This is a genomic window from Cylindrospermopsis curvispora GIHE-G1 (genome assembly GCF_014489415.1).
Lineage (GTDB): Bacteria > Cyanobacteriota > Cyanobacteriia > Cyanobacteriales > Nostocaceae > Raphidiopsis > Raphidiopsis curvispora_A.
Window position 1 is genome coordinate 3,354,963 of the sequence record NZ_CP060822.1, and the last position, 17,783, is coordinate 3,372,745.

Consider the following 17,783-nt stretch of genomic DNA (forward strand, 5'->3'; position numbering starts at 1 on the left):
TTTTTGACCGGGGAAATATCTGATAGTTTAGAACCCAACCCGCATTATATTTAGCATAAGGATTTTATATTTTCTCTGGGTCAATCCCAAGAGAACGTAGATAAGCAGCTAGTTTTTCTTTTTGTTGGCGCTCCTGAGATGCGATAGTTTCTGCTTGCTCTCTAGCCAGACGCTCTTGAGATGCGATCGCTTCTGCTCGCTCTTTAGCCAGACGCTCACGAATAGCGATAACTTCCGCTTGTTCCGCAAGCTCATTTCCTGTCAATAAGAGATTCCCCTTATTATCCCACCATCTTAACCACGGTGTGGGTGGTTTCTGGTTGTCATACAGTATTCCCAACTCTATACCCATCTCCGGTATGGCATAGTGTCCTCGCCTATTCGCCTTTATTTCTTTGTATCTTTTTCTCTCTAAATGATATACCTCTAGTGTACCCTTAAAACCATTAAATATGGCATAATATGGTATCTTCACCGCTTGTTCGTACACCCAAAACTTCCCCGCTTTTTTTGGTTTCCCGGTTTCTGGATCTATTTCATCCCCTTCTGGTGGAGGGGAACTGTCTTTTTCCTCCTTTCCATTTTTAGACGCGAATTCTATCACTATGAAGGGAGGTACTTTTTCCTTCCATAGCACATATGACCTTCTCAATTGCCCATTTAGTCTGGATGGCACTCCGGGAACATAGAACCAGTCTGGTGCTTCTACCCCTTTTTCTGGAGGTTCTGTGAATCGCCAATATATGCCACTATCCTGTCCTATACAATAGTCTCCGTTGGGATGGATTTTTTTCAGTAATGGTTCAATTGATGTGGTTAATATTATGCTTTGTGGGTGTTCTTGGAAATTTTTCACAAAATCGTCATCGGAGTCCGGTAACTGGGTATGGTCTGGTAGGTCGAGGGGTTCCTCAGGGAGGGTTACATTTTGGGTGGTAGTTGAAGATTGGGACACACGGGGTACGGGGTTCATTTTTGCCCTTCAGCTAGGGGGATTTAACCTAATTTTAGCAACTGTTTTTGGTTTCGTGTTGTTTTTTTTGACCGGGGAAATATCTGATAGTTTAGAACCCAACCCGCATTATATTTAGCATAAGGATTTTATATTTTCTCTGGGTCAATCCCAAGAGAACGTAGATAAGCAGCTAGTTTTTCTTTTTGTTGGCGCTCCTGTTCTTTAGCCAGACGCTCTTGAGATGCGATCGCTTCTGCTCGCTCTTTAGCTTCTCGTTCCTTTTCTTTAGCCATGCGTTCTTGAGATGCGATAGTTTCTGCTCGCTCTTTAGCCATGCGTTCTTGAGATGCGATCGCTTCCGCTTGTTCCGCAAGCTCATTTCCTGTCAATAAGAGATTCCCCTTATTATCCCACCATCTTAACCACGGTGTGGGTGGTTTCTGGTTGTCATACAGTATTCCCAATTCTATGCCCATCTCCGGTATGGCATAGTGTCCTCGCCTATTCGCCTTTATTTCTTTGTATCTTTTTCTCTCTAAATGATATACCTCTAGTGTACCCTTAAACCCAACCGACGGAAAGCTGGTGGTGTTAAGAGCTTCAGGATTTTATATTTTCTCTGGGTCAATGCCAAGGGAGCGTAGATAAGCAGCTAGTTTTTCTTTTTGTTGGCGTTCCTGTTCTTTAGCTTCTCGTTCCTGTTCTTTAGCCAGACGCTCACGAATAGCGATCGCTTCCGCTTGTTCTGCACGCTCATTTCCTGTCAATAACAAGTCCCCCTTATTATCCCACCATCTTAACCACGGTGTGGGTGGTTTCTGGTTGTCATACAGTATTCCCAACTCTATACCCATCTCCGGTATGGCATAGTGTCCTCGCCTATTCGCCTTTATTTCTTTGTATCTTTTTCTCTCTAAATGATATACCTCTAGTGTACCCTTAAAACCATTAAATATGGCATAATATGGTATCTTTACCGCTTGTTCATACACCCAAAACTTCCCCGCTTTTTTTAGTTTCCCAGTTTCTGGATCTATTTCATCCCCTTCTGGTGGAGGGGAACTGTCTTTTTCCTCCTTTCCATTTTTAGACGCAAATTCTATCACTATGAAGGGAGGTACTTTTTCCTTCCATAGCACATATGACCTTCTCAATTGCCCATTTAGCCTGGATGGTACTCCGGGAACATAGAACCAGTCTGGTGCTTCTACCCCTTTTTCTGGAGGTTCTGTGAATCGCCAATATATGCCACTATCCTGTCCTATACAATAGTCTCCGTTGGGATGGATTTTTTTCAGTAATAGTTCAATTGATGTGGTTAATATTATGCTTTGTGGGTGTTCTTGGAAATTTTTCACAAAATCGTCATTGGAGTCCGGTAACTGGGTATGGTCTGGTAGGTCGAGGGGTTCCTCAGGGAGGGTTACATTTTGGGTGGTAGTTGAAGGTTGGGACACGGTTGGTAAGAGGGGGTTTTCCCCTCAGCTCAGGGGGATTTAACCTAATTTTAGCAACTTTTTTTGGTTTCCTAATCAGGCGATCTCATTGATCTTCGGGGGTTGGGTTGAGAAAACCCAGCCTACAAAGGGCGCTCAAATGTCTTTATCAAGATTAGAACGGGCGATTGCGAAGCACTCCCTACGGGAGATTGCACGGTGTTCAGATTTTAAAAGCTATATATTAATTTTTCTAATCTTTCTGAATCGCATAGCATAAGCTACCAATAAACCATGCTGAATGCTGAGGACTTTTGGCAATTTCCGATTGCATAGTTTCCGTTCTAACTTTTAGGGCGGTAAAAAATTCTTGTAAATTATAGGTTTTGGAACCGTCTTCCTCTCCGGTTCTGGTTTGCCAATCCCATTCTTTCCACCAATTGGGAACCGCTAAGGAAGGAGTATTTAGATCAAACTGTAAGTTATAAATACCCGGTTCAGATAATTTATCAGGTTGGATAACTGCTGCAAGTTTGGCTTGATTTTCTTTGGGCAGAATTTGCCAATCTTTTAATTCTATGGCTGAAATTATTTCTGAATTGCTATCTACCTCTACAAACTTACGATTAAACCTATCTAACTTTTTACCTTTTATCTGGGCTTGAATCATACTTAGATCTACCAGTAAACTATATTCTGAATGGAGTAAATTCACTGTATAGTTAATAGTTGAACTCTGCTTTAAGGAAGAATTCAATTTTAGCATTTCCTGGTTGCTCTTGCTAACCGTAACCCCCTCCTTGGCTAGGGCAAAAACTTCAGTAATCCCCTGTGGTAAAGATATGGGTGTCCCATCTAAAACGGAGATTTTATCCAATACATGATCAGGATGAAAGATCATTAAGTTACTGTTATCACTATTTAATAAATCTTGGTTTGTATTGTATTTTTTGAGCTGACTAAAGTAGTGCTTAATATCCCCATAGGGTCCGATAAATAATACATAAAATGGACGAAACTTTGCTGGTTCTTGACCTGTACTATAGTTAAAACTTCTTGGATTGTTACCTTCTAAATAAATCTTACCATCAAATTCACTTTTAATAGCCCAAATTCCTACCGCATAATCCCGATTATCAATATTATAATAAGTGTCATTAATTACTTTATTTAGCTTGGTTACGTCTCCACTATTTTGCTGCAAATCAGTAATAATCACAGTCATTTTTTTCTGCTCCTTTTCTGGGGGAACAATGGCAGCATCTATGGGACTGGAAACTTCTGGAAACTGGTTACTACTGCCATCGTAAAATACGGAACTAATTCCAGAATTGTAGTATTCACTACTAGTAATCTTTTGCATGGGACTACCAATTCGATAATATTCAACTGGTAATTTATCACTTAACTCAAATACATTTCTGATAGATCTAAGAGTCTTAACATAATTGGTTTCTCCGCCCTTCACATATCCTAACATGGAACCACTACCATCTAGGTAAATGCTCACACTGAGATTATTTGATTTACTAGTATTAGTATTTTCCACAGGAGTATGGGCAAGTTCGCATTTTAACTTTTCTTCTTTGTTACAAGCCACTATAAAAAGACTAAGTAACAACATAATTAAGCCTTTACGGAAATATACTTTATGTATCATTTCTAACTCCTATTTGTCAAAACTATTTTATTACTAATTCCGTCAGCAATATTATTACTGATTATAAAATAATATTAAGTAACTTTACCACCAGTTGTATTGCAAATCTTAGAGTAGTATGTTAGCATAAGGAAAAATAACCATACTGAGTTTCAACCAAACGAGAACGGGAATATTACAAAAAATAGGGGGGGTTAATGAAGCCGAGGGAGGTGATCAGAATTATTGTACTCACCACAATTGGTGGCATGGCAATGTTTTTAGGGCAAAAGCTAGTTTATGAGAATCAAATTGTACCTATTCAACAAATACCAGTAGACGCTTGGCTGACTAGTAACTATAATACTGCCGCTATGGTCATGTTTCTTGCTTCTATTATTCCAACATTAATTTGGTATATATCAGCAGCTAGGAGTCGATTTAATGATGGATCTGCTACACGTCGATGGAGATTACTGTGGTGGTTATTGGGAATAATACCAATGGTGACCATTGTAGTCGCGGTTTTTTACATTAATCGGAGTAGCGAAGCCCAACTTTCACTGATTTTCTTTTTTCTGCTGGATGCCATCTGGCTATACTGGTTACCAACAGCAACCAGCTCCCCAGAAGGGGTAAAATATATTCCACCATTGGCCTTTTTGTTACGTTATAAACTACTGGGAGACTTCATAGACTAATGGAGGACCTCATAAACTAATGGGAGACTGAGGATAGATGTCAAATTATATAATTGGAATTGGTGGTACTGGGGCTAAATCCATTGAAGCAATAATTCAATTAACCTCCATTGGGCTTTTTGGGGAACAATCCCTAAGGTTATTGTTTGTGGATACTGATGAAACCAATGGAAATGTTAACAGGGCTTTAAAGAGTTTAGACATATATAATAAATGTTATAAACTCGGTTTACAAGGTAAACACCCGTGGATGAAAACAGCGATTGAATCCTTTTCACGTCCATGGTCACCATTTGATGATATTGACAATGTTGCCAACAAAAACTTGGCAGTTATTTTTAAATACAATCTGATTAAACAAAATGAACCAGCCCTGGGTAACTTGTTTGATGTACTTTATACATCAAAAGAGCGAGAAGCCAGCTTGGATGTGGGTTTTAGGGGAAGACCCAATATTGGGGCGGCGGTGATGAGCCAGGTGATAAGCCAGGTAAAAATGGATACTAATGATAATGATTTTTGGGGAAATCTGATGCGGCAAATTCAACAGGATGCTGGAGGAGGAAAGCGACCAAAAATCTTTTTATGTGGTTCAATTTTTGGGGGAACAGGAGCTTCAGGACTGCCAACCATTGGCAGATTAATTCATAGTGAATTAGAAACACTAGGAATTAGGGAGAAAGTGGATTTAGGTTGTCTATTTGTCTTGCCTTATTTCAGCTTTACGCCTGAAGAGAATGGGGAGGAAGTTTACGCCCGTTCCGAACAGTTTCTTTTAAACACAGAAGCAGCACTCCGTTATTATGGCAGTCGACCTCAAGAATTTGATGTAGTCTATTTATTGGGTAATCAACAATTATCCCCAGTTAAGAACTTTAGCATAGGTAGAAACACTCAATGTAATGATCCTCATTTTATTGAACTTTATGCTGCACTAGCTGGGAGAGAATTTTTATTAACCCCCCCAGCGGCGGAAAAAAAAGTGGTGTTAATGAACCGAGAAAATCAAGGAACCCTAACCTGGGAAGATATTCCAGACATGCAAAAAGTAAAAGCAGAAATGGTGAAAGCCACCCGTTTTGCCTTTGCTTGGTTATCTAATATTGCCCCAGAATTAAAAAAAGCTAGGGACTTAGGCGAAAAGAAATTCAGAATTCGTGTTGGTACGAGTTGGTTTGTGAAATTCTTCCCAGCTCCTAAAGGTATTTCTGGGGGAGGTAACAGTTTAAGCGTTGATTTTAATGATGCCGAACAACAAGAAGCAATGGAAAAAATTACCGATTGGTGTGAGGACTATTTGCGCTGGTTAGGGGATATTCATGAATCATCAGGGGAGAAGATCCAATTATTTCACAAGGAGTATATTAGAAGTCTGAAAGATGATAACTTGGCAAATCTAATATTTGAACAAGGTGACAGTCGGGGTCAAGATAAAAAATCTCAGGACACAATTCAGAAACTTAAAGAAAGTTTAAAACCCAAGGATATAGATCCTCCGAAATTGGGAACTATTGGTCTAGCTAAGTCCTTGTATCATGTTTGTAGATTAACAGACTGAAAATACTTGATTTAATATAATTCACAAGGTAGGTACTTTAGATATGGCACATTTGTTGTTACCCAAACTCAAAGATGATTGCGATGTGATCTCTGGAAATGCTGGTGTGTGGGATGCCCAAGCACCAACTACCTTTGATAAAGTTGCCACAAGTTTAGATTACAAGGCTCCAGGGGAAATCAAAAATATAAGTTCTGTGCCTACTATTTGGGCCCGTCCTTTATCAGTAGAAATGGCATTACATAATGATAGATATCCTATTAGGGAACAAATTATTGTCCAGTGGCAAGGAATGTTAACAGTTTTAGCTCTAGCTGAAGTGCGGGCATTTCCTATTAAGGCTCAACTTTTAGAATTGGGAGTTAAAAAAGATACAAATCCTTTCGCTCGTTCTCTATATAAGTTGTTACCAGACGACACAAATAGTATTTACCGGTTCAATAATGATAAAAATCCCTGGGAAGATTTATATATTTTCACCTGGAATAATCGCCCTGTAGGTATGACTTCTCCTAGCACTTTAGTTGTCCCATCAGAAGAAGGTATTTGGGATGGTTTACCTTGGTGGAATCAAATTAAAATGGGATTTGAACCTGTACATGGGTATTTGAATAGGACTGAAAAAGACCAGTTAGTCTTTTGGTTAAACAAGCTCATAGAGAAAATTAATGCCGATCATCATAATGGGAGACCGGGAGCAGTAAATATAATAATTGGACTGATAGATGGATTTATTAGAAGTTTGCCAGCACCATTAAGATTGGACTTTCAATTAACCGAAAAGGAAACATTTTTTGATGTTTCCTTGAACAGGGGAGCTTTAGGAGTACTAAATTTTCCGGTAAAAGTTCAACCAAGAGATTCTAATGTTCGTGTTGTTCCCAACATCCCGAAACCCAATATTAATCCCTTGTTAATCATCGATAGAGATATAGCTAACAGTTGGAATGAGCTACCCCAAAATATTTGGGTTCATGAAGGTAAAACCTTAGCCGCTCTGCACCCTGAGGATGTATCAATATGGAATAACGGTAGAAGAGTAGTTTGTCGAAAGTCAGAAGAGCTATTTTTACCCGAATTAAAATTTATCAAACAGGAGGAAATTTTGCCCGGTGCCCTACTTCCCGAAGGTGCCCAATCCCTAAAATTCAGAGGTCAGTCTATTACACCTTTAATTCCCATACATCCAATTTTATTTGATTACTTCACCCCAGAATATTTAGCCACCAAAATTGTTAGGTTTCAGCTCACTAAAAATGGCAGTGGCACAGCCCTGGTCAAAGTTACCTTAACCATACCCTTGAGTGGAATGGGGGAAGGCGGAATACCTCAAAATTTCTATGTTTCCAAAGAATATCCCCTTCTGGAGGAAAACGTCATTCCTGATGTTCCCATGTTAGAAATATGGCCTGATTTTCAGGTGCAGGGATGGAAAGAATACTACGGATTTTACTATGATGCGGGTGCATTACAAGGGGAACAGACCTTTCAAGTCAGTTTTCCCGGTGCCCAAAAAACCCATGGTTTTCAAGACACAAACGAGACTTATCAAGTAGTTAAATTAGACGAATTTCCATCTTTCATTGAGTGTAAAGACAAGTCTAGGAACATCATTGGTCTGATTTTCTTACCAACACCAAGAGCCATCAATCTAGTAGATAGATGGGTAATTGGTGTTGATTTTGGCACATCTTTCACTAATGTCTATGTCAATAAAAATGATGAAAATCATCCTGAACCTTTAGGTCTAGAAAATCTTCACCGTCAAGTTACAGATGTTACTAATGATACTAGATTACCAGTCCTATTTGAATTTTTCATTCCCGAAAGGTTTATCCCCGAGGATAAACCTTTCCCCCTTTCCACTGTATTGACAACCAGAGGTAAAACTAATGCTGGGGAAGACAGGAAAATTCCGATTTTTGACGGTCGTATCTATATCCCTAATTTCGCCAAAAGGTTTGCTCCCCAAGAACCATGGATAAAAACTAACCTGAAATGGACAACTACTAATCTTAGCGATAATCAGCTTTTTCTGAAACATTTAGCCTTGCACATTACAGCTTTAGCGATAAAGAATGGTGTAGGGGAGATTCAATGGTCTTTATCATTCCCCTCCGCCTTCTCTTCAAGAGAACAGGATCAATATTTTAGACAGTGGGGTTCATTAATTAGAGAATTAGCACAAGTCACGGGAATTGTCCATCATTATCCAAAAGAAGATGATCCTAATGCTCCTAATTATTTTAAGACCGAAAGTCTAGCAGTTGGACAATACTTTGCTGGCAAAGAAGAATATCATTTAGTTAGCAGTACCTGTATTGATATGGGTGGTGGGACTTCAGATATTTCTATTTGGCAAGATGATAAACTGCTACATCAGTGTTCTATTTTGTTAGCGGGTAGGGAGTTATTTTCCCAGTTTATAGCAATGAACCCCAACTTTTTGCAAAGATTAGATACAAATATCCAAGACATTAATGAGTGGGGTAAGCTCAAAGGTGCTGCTTTCTATGCTAAACTAGATGTTTGGATGCGGTTAGAAGCAGCCAATTGGCTAGAAAATAGAAGAGACAAATTTGAGGAAGATAGGGAATTTCAAGGACTTATCCGTCTGATGGCAATTGGCATTTCTGGGTTGTACTTCTACATAGGTCAAATTCTCTCTGTTTTGTCTCAAGAGCAAAAATATTCTGGAAATGAAATTACTTCAGTTTATATTGGTGGTAATGGCTCTCGTTTATTACATTGGTTAGCAGCAGGTGGTAAATTTAAGCCCCGTTCAGAAATCAATGGTTTGTTTAATAAAATGATGAGTATTGCCGCCAAATTGCCAGATGCAAAGCAACCCTTACGTCTGAGTCAAAATCCCAAGGATGAAGCTGCTTGTGGTTTGGTTTTACAGGAGAGAAGATTACAAGGGTTGGGTAAAAATGATAGAGATCTTATTGCTGGCGAGAAGTGTACTATTAATGGTCAGACTTTTGATTATCAAGACCGTTTGAATTTCAGGAGTTTCAGAAATGATATTAGTGAATATGAAATTACTTTTGATCAATTGAAGTTGTTTTTAGATGCTTTTCATACCAGTTTATATGAACTAGATATTGAGGGTATAAAACCATTGGAAAAATACCAGATTAAGGAAAATTCACATGACCCAGATCCGGACTACAATGCACAATTATGGCGTGAAACAAAAACAGAATTGAGGAACGATATTAATACTATCCGAGGTAGTATTGAAGATATTAGGCAAGAACCACCTTTTATAATCGCATTAAAAGCTCTTTTGAGGGTTCTCGGCAAAGAGTGGGCTGGAAAATTAATACTGTAGCTAGAAACCTAAAACCCTATTGATAAGGTCCTGATTTTATTGAGTTTCAGACGTATTTGGGAAAATTGGCAATAGTATTGAAATAAAACCAGGTATCATAAGTGGGCAATTTAGTTTGCCCACTCCTTTACCCAAAGGTTATCATTTATGTAATTTGGAGGTTTAAAGATGGAAGATTGTCCCCTATGTGGATATGAATATAATAGAAATACAGAAACAAGTGAGTTTTGTCCAAAATGTGGTTGGCATTTGTTTCTAGATCCATTACCCCATGATGTTGATTGCATGGAACCAGCACCAGTTGCAGCGCAAATACTAAACTGGGCTAGAACTACCTGGAAAAAATTAGAGTTGTTGGAAAAAAATTCACTTTTAGAACCAACAAATTATTCATTACTGGCCAAAAAAGTAGAGGAGATTCAGAATAATACTAGTAACTTACCAGAAATCTTGAGTATTTTACGGGAAATAAACGAAAAAATCCAAGGAAACTACTCTCTCAGTGATCAAACACAAATAGTATCAAATACACCTGGAGATTATAAGCAGGATGAACAAGTAAGTAACTATTCTCTCGGTGATCAAACACAAATAGTATCAAATACACCTGGAGATTATAAGCAAGATGAACAAGTAAGTAACTATGAAATTGATGACCCAGAAATAAATAGTTTGGTGGAGAATTATAATAATCACGGGGAATTTCCGGATAAGATAGATGTTTCCGAAACGGAAGAAAGCAGATCTCGTCGTTGTTCTGGTGGCAAAGATCCAACGGTTTTTGAGGCGAATTACAGGGGTAGGGGAGACTATTGGATTATTGCTGGTCAATATCTCGTGCTAAAACACAAGTACAAAATTAATCAGCATAGTTATAAAACTATATCAGTGTTATTTGATTGTCGGAATTATGATGGCAATGCTCATGCAAGTTTAGATGATATGATCTTAATTAAACCTGCTAAGGTTATCCCTATTCCTAATCAAGAAAAATGGCAATTACAAGACACTGGAATCTTACAGTTTAAAACCCAAACATAAAAATGACAAAACTTTATAAAAAAACTATGAATAAACTTATGAAGCAGCACTTTTACCTGACCCTCACATTATCTAGTATATTGCTCTTGGTTTCTCCCGTTCGTGCTGTAGATGATCTGGTGAAAGATCCACCACCAGGTAATGTAACTAATATTGCCATAGGTGTCAATCAGCAACAGAATATCCTAGAAAAATTTACAGGTCTAAAAAATGCGGTAAGATCCTTCAATCGGAATTTAAAGAATTTTGTTCAAGATAAAAAAGATACTGGAAATTTGAACTCTCGTGCGGTTATTGCCCAAATTAATGACCTGAAGCAAGAGATTCCTACCTTACCTCAAACTCCCCTCTTATCTCCCCCGGTTGCTAGGAGTAATGCTATCCTTAAAGAACTTGAGCGTGCTACCAAATACTTGGAAAAGGGATTAGAACCGAAAGGAGTAACTGGAATACAAAAATATTTGGGGTTTTTTGCCAAAAAAAAAGTAAACAAAAAATATTATGGAAACTTTGGCAAAACAACACAGGAAGAAATAGAGAAATTTACTAATGCAAAAATCCAACAGTTAGAAAAGGAGATTACAACCATTCAATCTTTGACTGGTAAAACTGGGATAAAATCAGTAGCAGTATTAAGTACTAACAGTATTAGTAATATCCCAAGTTCCTCCACTAAAGTGGATCCTAAGTTAAATAATAATGAACCCAATAATAATGCGAAAGAACTCGCAGCACTCAAAAGTAGATTAGATGGAATGGAGAAAACAGCAATAATCATAGGTTTGATATTTTTCATCGGTATTTTTGTTTGTATATATGTATTGTCTCAAATCATAGGAAATCCAGAAATGATCAAACGACTTAACAGACTTGATCAATCTAACAATAATAGTATGAAAAAGTTCAAAGATTTAGAAACCCAGTTAGGGGTGATAGGAGATAAGCAAAAAACTTTAATTGAGAAAATCAATAACTTAAGTAACTTAGATAGGTTTAATGGTGAGCAAGTTTCAATTCCCGAACCTCCTAAACTACCAGTAGATAAACGTTATCAATCACAGAAATTACCATTCACACCCAATAATTTGGAAAACCCTATTATTGTACTCTATAACAACAAGGCTAATGTGCTAATTGATAGAGCAATTCCAGTGTCGGAGGCTAAACTTACAGCTTATGAGCGTCGTCTGGGTCATTATACTCAACCTGTTTTAGAAGAAACTAAACGGGGTAATTATTGGGTTATCATCGAAGGTACTGTGAACTATCTTGTTCCTAAATTTGACATCAGAATTAATAGTCATAATTATAGTACTATATCTGTATTTTTTGAGTGTTTTAAATATGATCCCAAGAGCATAAATGATTTTAAGGATTTTAGACTGATTAGTCCAGCAATAGTTTCCTCAACCGGTGACAAATGGGAGTTAGTTGAACGGGGAGAGTTGGAATTTTAACCCATATTTCATACTTCAACCCAACCTACGTTCATATTATATTTAATTCCACCCACCCACTTATATATAAACCCAAACATAAAAATGACCAATATGGAACTAACTTATGAAGTACCGTTTGAAGTACCATTTTTACCTCACCCTCACATTATCTAGCATATTACTGTTGTTTCCCCATGTTCGTGCTGTGGATGATTGGGTGGAATATTTTGACCTAAAGCAGCGGATTTCTACTTTAAGTAGTAAGATTATTAATAGTAATACTCCAGCACCTGAATCCTTACCCACCAAGGTAGATCCTAAGCCAAATAATAATGCGAAGGAACTTGCGGAAATTAAAAGTAGATTAGATGAAATGGAAAAAGTCATAATAATGGTGGCTGTGCTATGTTGTGCTGGTATGTTTATTTGTTTATTTGTATTATTTCAAGTCACAGAAAATCCAAATTTGATTAAAGACTTTAACATAATTTATCGCTACCATAAGAGTAGTGTGATAAGACTCGATGCTTTGGAAAATCAATTACAGGTGGTGCTAGTTAGACAAAAAACCTTAACGGACACAATCAATAACTTAACTAACTCGGATAAGTCTGATGGTGAGCAAGTCTCCCCAATTCCTCAGCAAATCCCACAAGAAATTCCTCAACCTAAACCACCAACAGATCAACCATATCAAACACCAAAATTAGGACCCAATATTTTTGATAATCCTATAATAGCACTGTATAATGGCAAAGTTAAGTTGCTAGCTGATATGGTAATTAGAGTATCAGAGGTTAAACTTACAGCTCGTGACCGTCGTTCTGGTCGTTACACTAGGCCTGTTTTAGAAGAAAACAGACAGGGTAATTATTGGATTATCAATCAACGAAATATGATCTATCTTGTTCCTAAATTTAACATGAGAGTTACTAGTCGTAATTATGATGCTATATCTGTGTTTTTTGAATGTATTAAATATGATCCCAATAGTAGGAAAAGTTTTAAGTTGATTAATCCAGCAATCGTTTTCTTAAAGGGTAGTAAATGGGAGCTATTTCAACGGGGAGAGTTAGAATTTTAACCTATAATAATTTTAGCTGGTCTAATTAGTTTTAGTTACGTGGTAATTTAAATAACTGGAGTTGGAAAATGGTTAATTCAGATGATATCCTCGCTAGAATTCAAAAGATAGAAAGCTACCTATCTACAGCTGATGCAAGAAACAATGGCCCGGTCATGGTTACTGGTGCTTGTAATATGGAAAAAATTATTCCCGTAAATATCTCGGAAGAGGAAATAATAGAAGTTTATAATGAAGTACCCGGGGTTTTACTCAGAAACTCAATTGTTACACAGTTAACTGATGCAAGTTATCGGGATGGAGACCAGCCCATTATTTTACAACCCGATGACTATGGTAAGTATTGGTTAATTGTCTCGGATGAAGATAACATTTTTGTTATACCCTCTATTGAGGTTAAGTCTTATATTTATAGACTAAAAAGCATGGCTAAAGTATTTGATTTTCAGGGTGGTAGTCCTTCTACAGATAATCATTATTTATTAATTAAACCCGCAAGATTCCAGACTTTACCCAGTGGAAGGGAATGGAAAATGGAGGAAAAGGGGATTTTAGAGTTTACTAATCATGGTGGAAAAGATTCACTGGCTAAATCTTTGCACAAGTCTATACAGAATAATCAGACAAATACCAATTCGGAAATCTCGAAAATTCATCAGGAGTTAAATAAGATAAAATCTCAATTAGAACATATTTCTTCCCAGGGAGACTGGCAAGCTTCTATATCCGAAATAAGAGACAATCAAGCAAATACCAATTTGGAACTCATGAGAGCTAATCAACAATTAGACCGACAGTTAAATGAGATAAAATCTCAATTAGAACAAGTTACCCCCCAGGAAGATTGGCAATCTCTTATTTGGGAAATAAGAGATAATCAAGCAAATACCAATTTGGAACTCAGGAGAGCTAATCGACAGTTAGACCGTCAATTAAATGATATTAGCTCCCAACTGGAGCAGTTGAGATCCCAAGATATTAGACTCCAAATAGATTTACTCAGGGTACGCTTAGAATCTTTAGAGAGCAGGTCAAGTAGAGATTAACTAGAGTATTAAGTCTTCACGGATTAAAATGCCTATTGTATACTACTATGAAGACTTTTGATCCTGTCCACTCAACAATTTCTTCCATGAAACCACAACTCCTTGTTTATGTCCCACCCCATCCCTTAATTAAACACTGGTTGTCTGTAGCTCGTGAAGCAGCTACCCCTTCAGTGCTATTCCGCTCTGCTATTACCGAATTAGGAAGGTGGTTAACCTATGAAGCCACTAGAGAATGGCTACCTACTCAAGAAAGCGTAGTTCAAACACCTTTAGCTCCATGCCCAGCTACTTTTATCAATTCACAAGTACCCTTAGCAGTTGTCCCCGTTCTCCGTGGGGGATTGGGTTTATGGGAAGGAGCACAAACTGTGTTACCCTTAGCTAGTGTTTACCATTTGGGATTAACCCGAGATGAAAAAACCCTGGAGCCATCCTGTTATCTCAATAAGTTACCGGAAAAATTTGCCCCCGACACTAGGGTCTTAATTGTCGATCCTATATTGGCCACAGGAGGATCTATAATGGCAACAATGGCAGAATTGACACAAAGAGGTGTGGAACCAGCATTAACTCGAATTGTTTGTGTAATCGCGGCAAAACCTGCTTTGCAAAGACTAAATGCTACTTATCCTCAATTGGTCGTATACAGTGCCACTATTGATGAAAACCTAGATAACCAAGGATTCATTGTGCCGGGACTAGGAGATGCAGGCGATCGCATTTTTGGTACTTAAAAGCTACCATATTAGCTACTACTTATTGAAGGCGGTGAAAGTATGAGTCAGAAAGATGGGTTTGGCAGTGGTTTTCTACTGGGGACAATTGTTGGAGGTGTGGTGGGTGGCATTTTGGGTACTGTATTAGCATCGAGAAGGGAAACAGTAGAGACGGAGGATGGAGGTAACACGGATGATTTAGAAGTAGGTAAAAGTGGGACGAGAAGAAAACAGATGAAATCAGCAATTAGTCAAGATCTAGCCATGGAAACAGCAAGGCGGTCTCTAGAAGACAAAATTGCCCAGCTCAATGCTACAATTGATGATGTGCGAGAACAATTAAACAGTGTTAATAGTAGTTCCCCTACTTCTTCTCAATCCTCGTTCATTCAGGAATAATCACTTAAGGTAGAAAACTCCGCTAACTATGTATTTACTTTTCCAAACTTTAGCCTCCTTTGTGGAAATTTATAGCTACGTGCTAATTGTCAGGGTTCTGCTAACCTGGTTCCCACAAATTAACTGGTACAATCAGCCATTTGCTGCACTAAGTCAGGTTAGTGACCCCTATCTCAACCTATTCCGGAACATCATTCCTTCCCTGGGAGGTATTGATATTTCACCTATTTTGGCCTTCTTGGTACTCAATATAGTGTCTAGTTTATTGGAGAACCTTAGTCGTGCAACTTCTTTAGGGGGATTTTAGCCCAATATTGTCTGTAGTAGGTAATGCCAAACTTACACAGGCATAGATCTATTTTCGGATCATAGTGCTAAATCCTGATGCTTTAAACTGTTTCAACTTGAGTGGAGTTGGTTGATTAGCTGGTACGGAAATTCTTAACTCAAAATTACTGATACCGGGTGGTACTTGGGCAATTGACCCCAAGCGGGAGCGGTTTTGTAAGATGGGATCATTGTTCGCATCGTAGATTCTACCATATACGTCAGCATCATAAACAGTTTTGTAAGTGCCATTTTGTGCCTTACCTGTGATGATAAAACAGTTAGCGAATCTGGAACTACCACTAACCACAGCACCTTGAGCTAGGTCTGAAGGACAATCTTGATAGGATAAATCGAACAGTTTAATACTAGTTAATGCTAAAGCTGATGGAGTAATTATCAATCCAAGAAAACTAGTTAAACAAACAAAAAAGACTAGGATAACTGATCTTAAACGCATAAACACACCTTGTGTAAATCACCATTAAGTAGGGAGGCACAATTATTTGTACGTTCATCTTAGTACTTAATTCCACCCACCCACTTACTCACTCTTTAACTTTAGTGCTTCCGTGGTTGACACTCCCTCACCTTGAGAACCAAAATAGGATATGGTCAGAGCAGCTTCACCTCTGGTCACAGCTTTTTTAGGCTGAAATAGGGTTGTATATCCAAAAACCCTTCTAATATTTGATTGTTCCCCATTTTGAAAGTCAGCTAGGACTGCTCTAAGAGCTTTTGGGTCAATCTTTGCTGTATCCTGAAAGCCCCAGGTTTGCTTGACCGCTTCCGTACTAGCATTGGGGAGAGATTGACGAGTGTCTAAGGGAACTTTCCACATTAGGAGGTTTTCCCTGGTTAGAGGTGCATCGGGACGAAACAAGAGTTCCGTTGCATCTCCTGAGAGAGGACTGGCAATTAGTCCAGCTTCTGCTAAACCCTGAATAAAGGGAAAATCAACATCAGTGGGTGGAACATCTTTAAAGATGGGTTGGGAACCTGGGGATGGTAAACGGATTTTTTTAGCCTGCTTATTAGCATAGATCACATTGTTACCAGTTAGTAACCATCTAGCAAACTCTCGACGTGTAATTATTTTGTTGGGTTCCAGTTTTTGTGGTTGCCCAGAATAGTTTTTAGTCTGTTGATTATTCCCCAGCACTTTATTATCTATGGACAAAACTCCCAACTTGCCTAAATCCTCAATTGGTTTTCTCCATTCTAATGGTACTTGTGGTAAATCGGTAAATTCCAGAGGATGGAAATTTTGATTGTAGTCAATTTGCGCTGTAGATTGTTGAGTGGTGTTGGTTGAATCAGTTATGGTCGGGGATGGCTCAGGTTGAGACGTTATAGTGGCTCCTAAATCACTGTTGTTTAAGTTGTTATTCAACTGATATTCAATTGTTAATTCAGTGGAGCTTCCAGGTTGATTTGCACTGGTACTAGTGACCGTTGTAGGTTTAACAGTCACCTTTAATAATAGATCGGTTTTCCGAGCTTCAAAAATACCATCTCCATCACTTCCTGGCTTTTGTAAAATTTGCCAGTTCTCTGTTTGCAGTTTGCTAGCATAGAAACTGGCAATCATATTACTGGGATCAGAGCTTTCCCAGCGAGTTATAGTCAATTTTTGAGTTTGATCTGGCAAGTTAGCTAAATTTGTTGAGTCTTGTGACTTATTTTGTGCCAGTTCAACTTCTATTAACTTAGCATTAGAATATAAGGGAATTACTTTAGGAAAATCACTAGGTAAACCAACTACAGGTGTCGGGGATGTTTGTTGCTGCTGAGGAACACCAAAAAGTCCCGATCTCTCCTGTAGTCGGGAGTCCCCAGCCAAATTACGTTCCCAGTTTTTAGCACCGGGTGCGTTAGCACAGGCTGTTAAGGTAAACAGCGAAACAGCTATACTAATAAAAGTAGTAGAAAGTTTATAAATAACCACAGAAAATCACAAGTATGTTTAATATCAACTACTAGACTAGCATTCCTTAACCTCTCAAGTGGGTGGGTGGAATTAAATATAAGATGAACGTAGGTTGGGTTCAAGTATGAAACCCAACGCCCGCATGGGTTTAGTTCCTCAACCCATCCTACAA

16 protein-coding genes are annotated in these 17,783 nt (G+C 38.3%); 10 read left to right on the forward strand and 6 right to left on the reverse strand.

Features of this window, described 5'->3' with window-relative positions; translation table 11 throughout:
• Positions 1-64: 64 nt before the first annotated feature.
• From IAR63_RS14950 to IAR63_RS14965, 4 genes are all read right to left on the reverse strand, one after another.
• Entirely contained in the window at positions 65-973 is a 909-nt protein-coding gene (locus tag IAR63_RS14950; protein WP_187705820.1) for a Uma2 family endonuclease, read from the reverse strand.
• 128 nt (positions 974-1,101) lie between these two features.
• A complete protein-coding gene (locus tag IAR63_RS14955; RefSeq protein ID WP_187705821.1) occupies positions 1,102-1,431 on the reverse strand; it encodes a hypothetical protein in 330 nt (109 codons plus the stop codon).
• Between the two features lie 132 nt (positions 1,432-1,563).
• Entirely contained in the window at positions 1,564-2,412 is an 849-nt protein-coding gene (locus IAR63_RS14960) for a Uma2 family endonuclease (protein WP_187705822.1), read from the reverse strand.
• A 232-nt stretch (positions 2,413-2,644) separates the two neighbouring features.
• Complete coding sequence (locus IAR63_RS14965; RefSeq protein ID WP_187705823.1) at positions 2,645-4,051, reverse strand: hypothetical protein; 1,407 nt, start codon at positions 4,049-4,051, stop codon at positions 2,645-2,647.
• A 197-nt stretch (positions 4,052-4,248) separates the two neighbouring features.
• Between IAR63_RS14965 and IAR63_RS14970 the strand changes: the two genes are divergently transcribed.
• The 10 genes from IAR63_RS14970 (at position 4,249) to IAR63_RS15015 (ending at position 15,661) form a co-directional block, all read left to right on the forward strand.
• Positions 4,249-4,731, forward strand: a complete 483-nt coding sequence (locus IAR63_RS14970; RefSeq protein ID WP_187705824.1) for a hypothetical protein — start codon at positions 4,249-4,251, stop codon at positions 4,729-4,731.
• A 37-nt stretch (positions 4,732-4,768) separates the two neighbouring features.
• Entirely contained in the window at positions 4,769-6,289 is a 1,521-nt protein-coding gene (locus IAR63_RS14975; RefSeq protein WP_187705825.1) for an FtsZ/tubulin family protein, read from the forward strand.
• 43 nt (positions 6,290-6,332) lie between these two features.
• Positions 6,333-9,626 carry a cell division protein FtsA gene (locus IAR63_RS14980; protein ID WP_187705826.1) on the forward strand — a complete coding sequence of 1,098 codons (3,294 nt, stop codon included), beginning with the start codon at positions 6,333-6,335 and terminating at the stop codon, positions 9,624-9,626.
• 168 nt (positions 9,627-9,794) lie between these two features.
• On the forward strand, positions 9,795-10,667 hold the full coding sequence (locus tag IAR63_RS14985) for a zinc ribbon domain-containing protein (RefSeq protein ID WP_141302879.1): 873 nt from the start codon (positions 9,795-9,797) through the stop codon (positions 10,665-10,667).
• A 26-nt stretch (positions 10,668-10,693) separates the two neighbouring features.
• Complete coding sequence (locus IAR63_RS14990; RefSeq protein WP_187705827.1) at positions 10,694-12,124, forward strand: hypothetical protein; 1,431 nt, start codon at positions 10,694-10,696, stop codon at positions 12,122-12,124.
• 106 nt (positions 12,125-12,230) lie between these two features.
• On the forward strand, positions 12,231-13,190 hold the full coding sequence (locus IAR63_RS14995; protein ID WP_115538199.1) for a hypothetical protein: 960 nt from the start codon (positions 12,231-12,233) through the stop codon (positions 13,188-13,190).
• A gap of 68 nt (positions 13,191-13,258) precedes the next feature.
• Positions 13,259-14,236, forward strand: coding sequence for a hypothetical protein (locus IAR63_RS15000; protein WP_181406979.1), 978 nt, complete (start codon positions 13,259-13,261; stop codon positions 14,234-14,236).
• Between the two features lie 86 nt (positions 14,237-14,322).
• Positions 14,323-14,973: a uracil phosphoribosyltransferase gene (gene upp, locus IAR63_RS15005; protein ID WP_187705828.1), complete on the forward strand. Its 651-nt coding sequence runs from the start codon at positions 14,323-14,325 to the stop codon at positions 14,971-14,973.
• Between the two features lie 42 nt (positions 14,974-15,015).
• Positions 15,016-15,354, forward strand: a complete 339-nt coding sequence (locus IAR63_RS15010) for a ssl2009 family thylakoid membrane protein (RefSeq protein WP_187705829.1) — start codon at positions 15,016-15,018, stop codon at positions 15,352-15,354.
• A gap of 28 nt (positions 15,355-15,382) precedes the next feature.
• On the forward strand, positions 15,383-15,661 hold the full coding sequence (locus IAR63_RS15015; protein ID WP_006275964.1) for a YggT family protein: 279 nt from the start codon (positions 15,383-15,385) through the stop codon (positions 15,659-15,661).
• Positions 15,662-15,709: 48 nt separating this feature from the next.
• Here the strand turns inward: IAR63_RS15015 and IAR63_RS15020 are convergent, their stop codons facing one another.
• The gene (locus IAR63_RS15020; protein ID WP_187705830.1) at positions 15,710-16,141 is read right to left on the reverse strand and encodes a hypothetical protein; all 432 of its coding nucleotides are present in this window, start codon (positions 16,139-16,141) and stop codon (positions 15,710-15,712) included.
• An 84-nt stretch (positions 16,142-16,225) separates the two neighbouring features.
• Complete coding sequence (locus IAR63_RS15025) at positions 16,226-17,629, reverse strand: S-layer homology domain-containing protein (protein WP_187705831.1); 1,404 nt, start codon at positions 17,627-17,629, stop codon at positions 16,226-16,228.
• Positions 17,630-17,783 lie beyond the last annotated feature (154 nt).

Coding starts and splice junctions, on each gene's coding strand:
- IAR63_RS14980 (WP_187705826.1), top strand. CDS start 6,333: ATGGCACATTTGTTGTTACCCAAACTCAAAGATGATTGCGATGTGATC.
- IAR63_RS14955 (WP_187705821.1), bottom strand. CDS start 1,431: ATGGGCATAGAATTGGGAATACTGTATGACAACCAGAAACCACCCACA.
- upp (WP_187705828.1), top strand. CDS start 14,323: ATGAAACCACAACTCCTTGTTTATGTCCCACCCCATCCCTTAATTAAA.
- IAR63_RS14985 (WP_141302879.1), top strand. CDS start 9,795: ATGGAAGATTGTCCCCTATGTGGATATGAATATAATAGAAATACAGAA.
- IAR63_RS14975 (WP_187705825.1), top strand. CDS start 4,769: ATGTCAAATTATATAATTGGAATTGGTGGTACTGGGGCTAAATCCATT.
- IAR63_RS14970 (WP_187705824.1), top strand. CDS start 4,249: ATGAAGCCGAGGGAGGTGATCAGAATTATTGTACTCACCACAATTGGT.
- IAR63_RS15020 (WP_187705830.1), bottom strand. CDS start 16,141: ATGCGTTTAAGATCAGTTATCCTAGTCTTTTTTGTTTGTTTAACTAGT.
- IAR63_RS15010 (WP_187705829.1), top strand. CDS start 15,016: ATGAGTCAGAAAGATGGGTTTGGCAGTGGTTTTCTACTGGGGACAATT.
- IAR63_RS14995 (WP_115538199.1), top strand. CDS start 12,231: ATGAAGTACCGTTTGAAGTACCATTTTTACCTCACCCTCACATTATCT.
- IAR63_RS15000 (WP_181406979.1), top strand. CDS start 13,259: ATGGTTAATTCAGATGATATCCTCGCTAGAATTCAAAAGATAGAAAGC.
- IAR63_RS14965 (WP_187705823.1), bottom strand. CDS start 4,051: ATGATACATAAAGTATATTTCCGTAAAGGCTTAATTATGTTGTTACTT.
- IAR63_RS15015 (WP_006275964.1), top strand. CDS start 15,383: ATGTATTTACTTTTCCAAACTTTAGCCTCCTTTGTGGAAATTTATAGC.
- IAR63_RS14950 (WP_187705820.1), bottom strand. CDS start 973: ATGAACCCCGTACCCCGTGTGTCCCAATCTTCAACTACCACCCAAAAT.
- IAR63_RS14990 (WP_187705827.1), top strand. CDS start 10,694: ATGAATAAACTTATGAAGCAGCACTTTTACCTGACCCTCACATTATCT.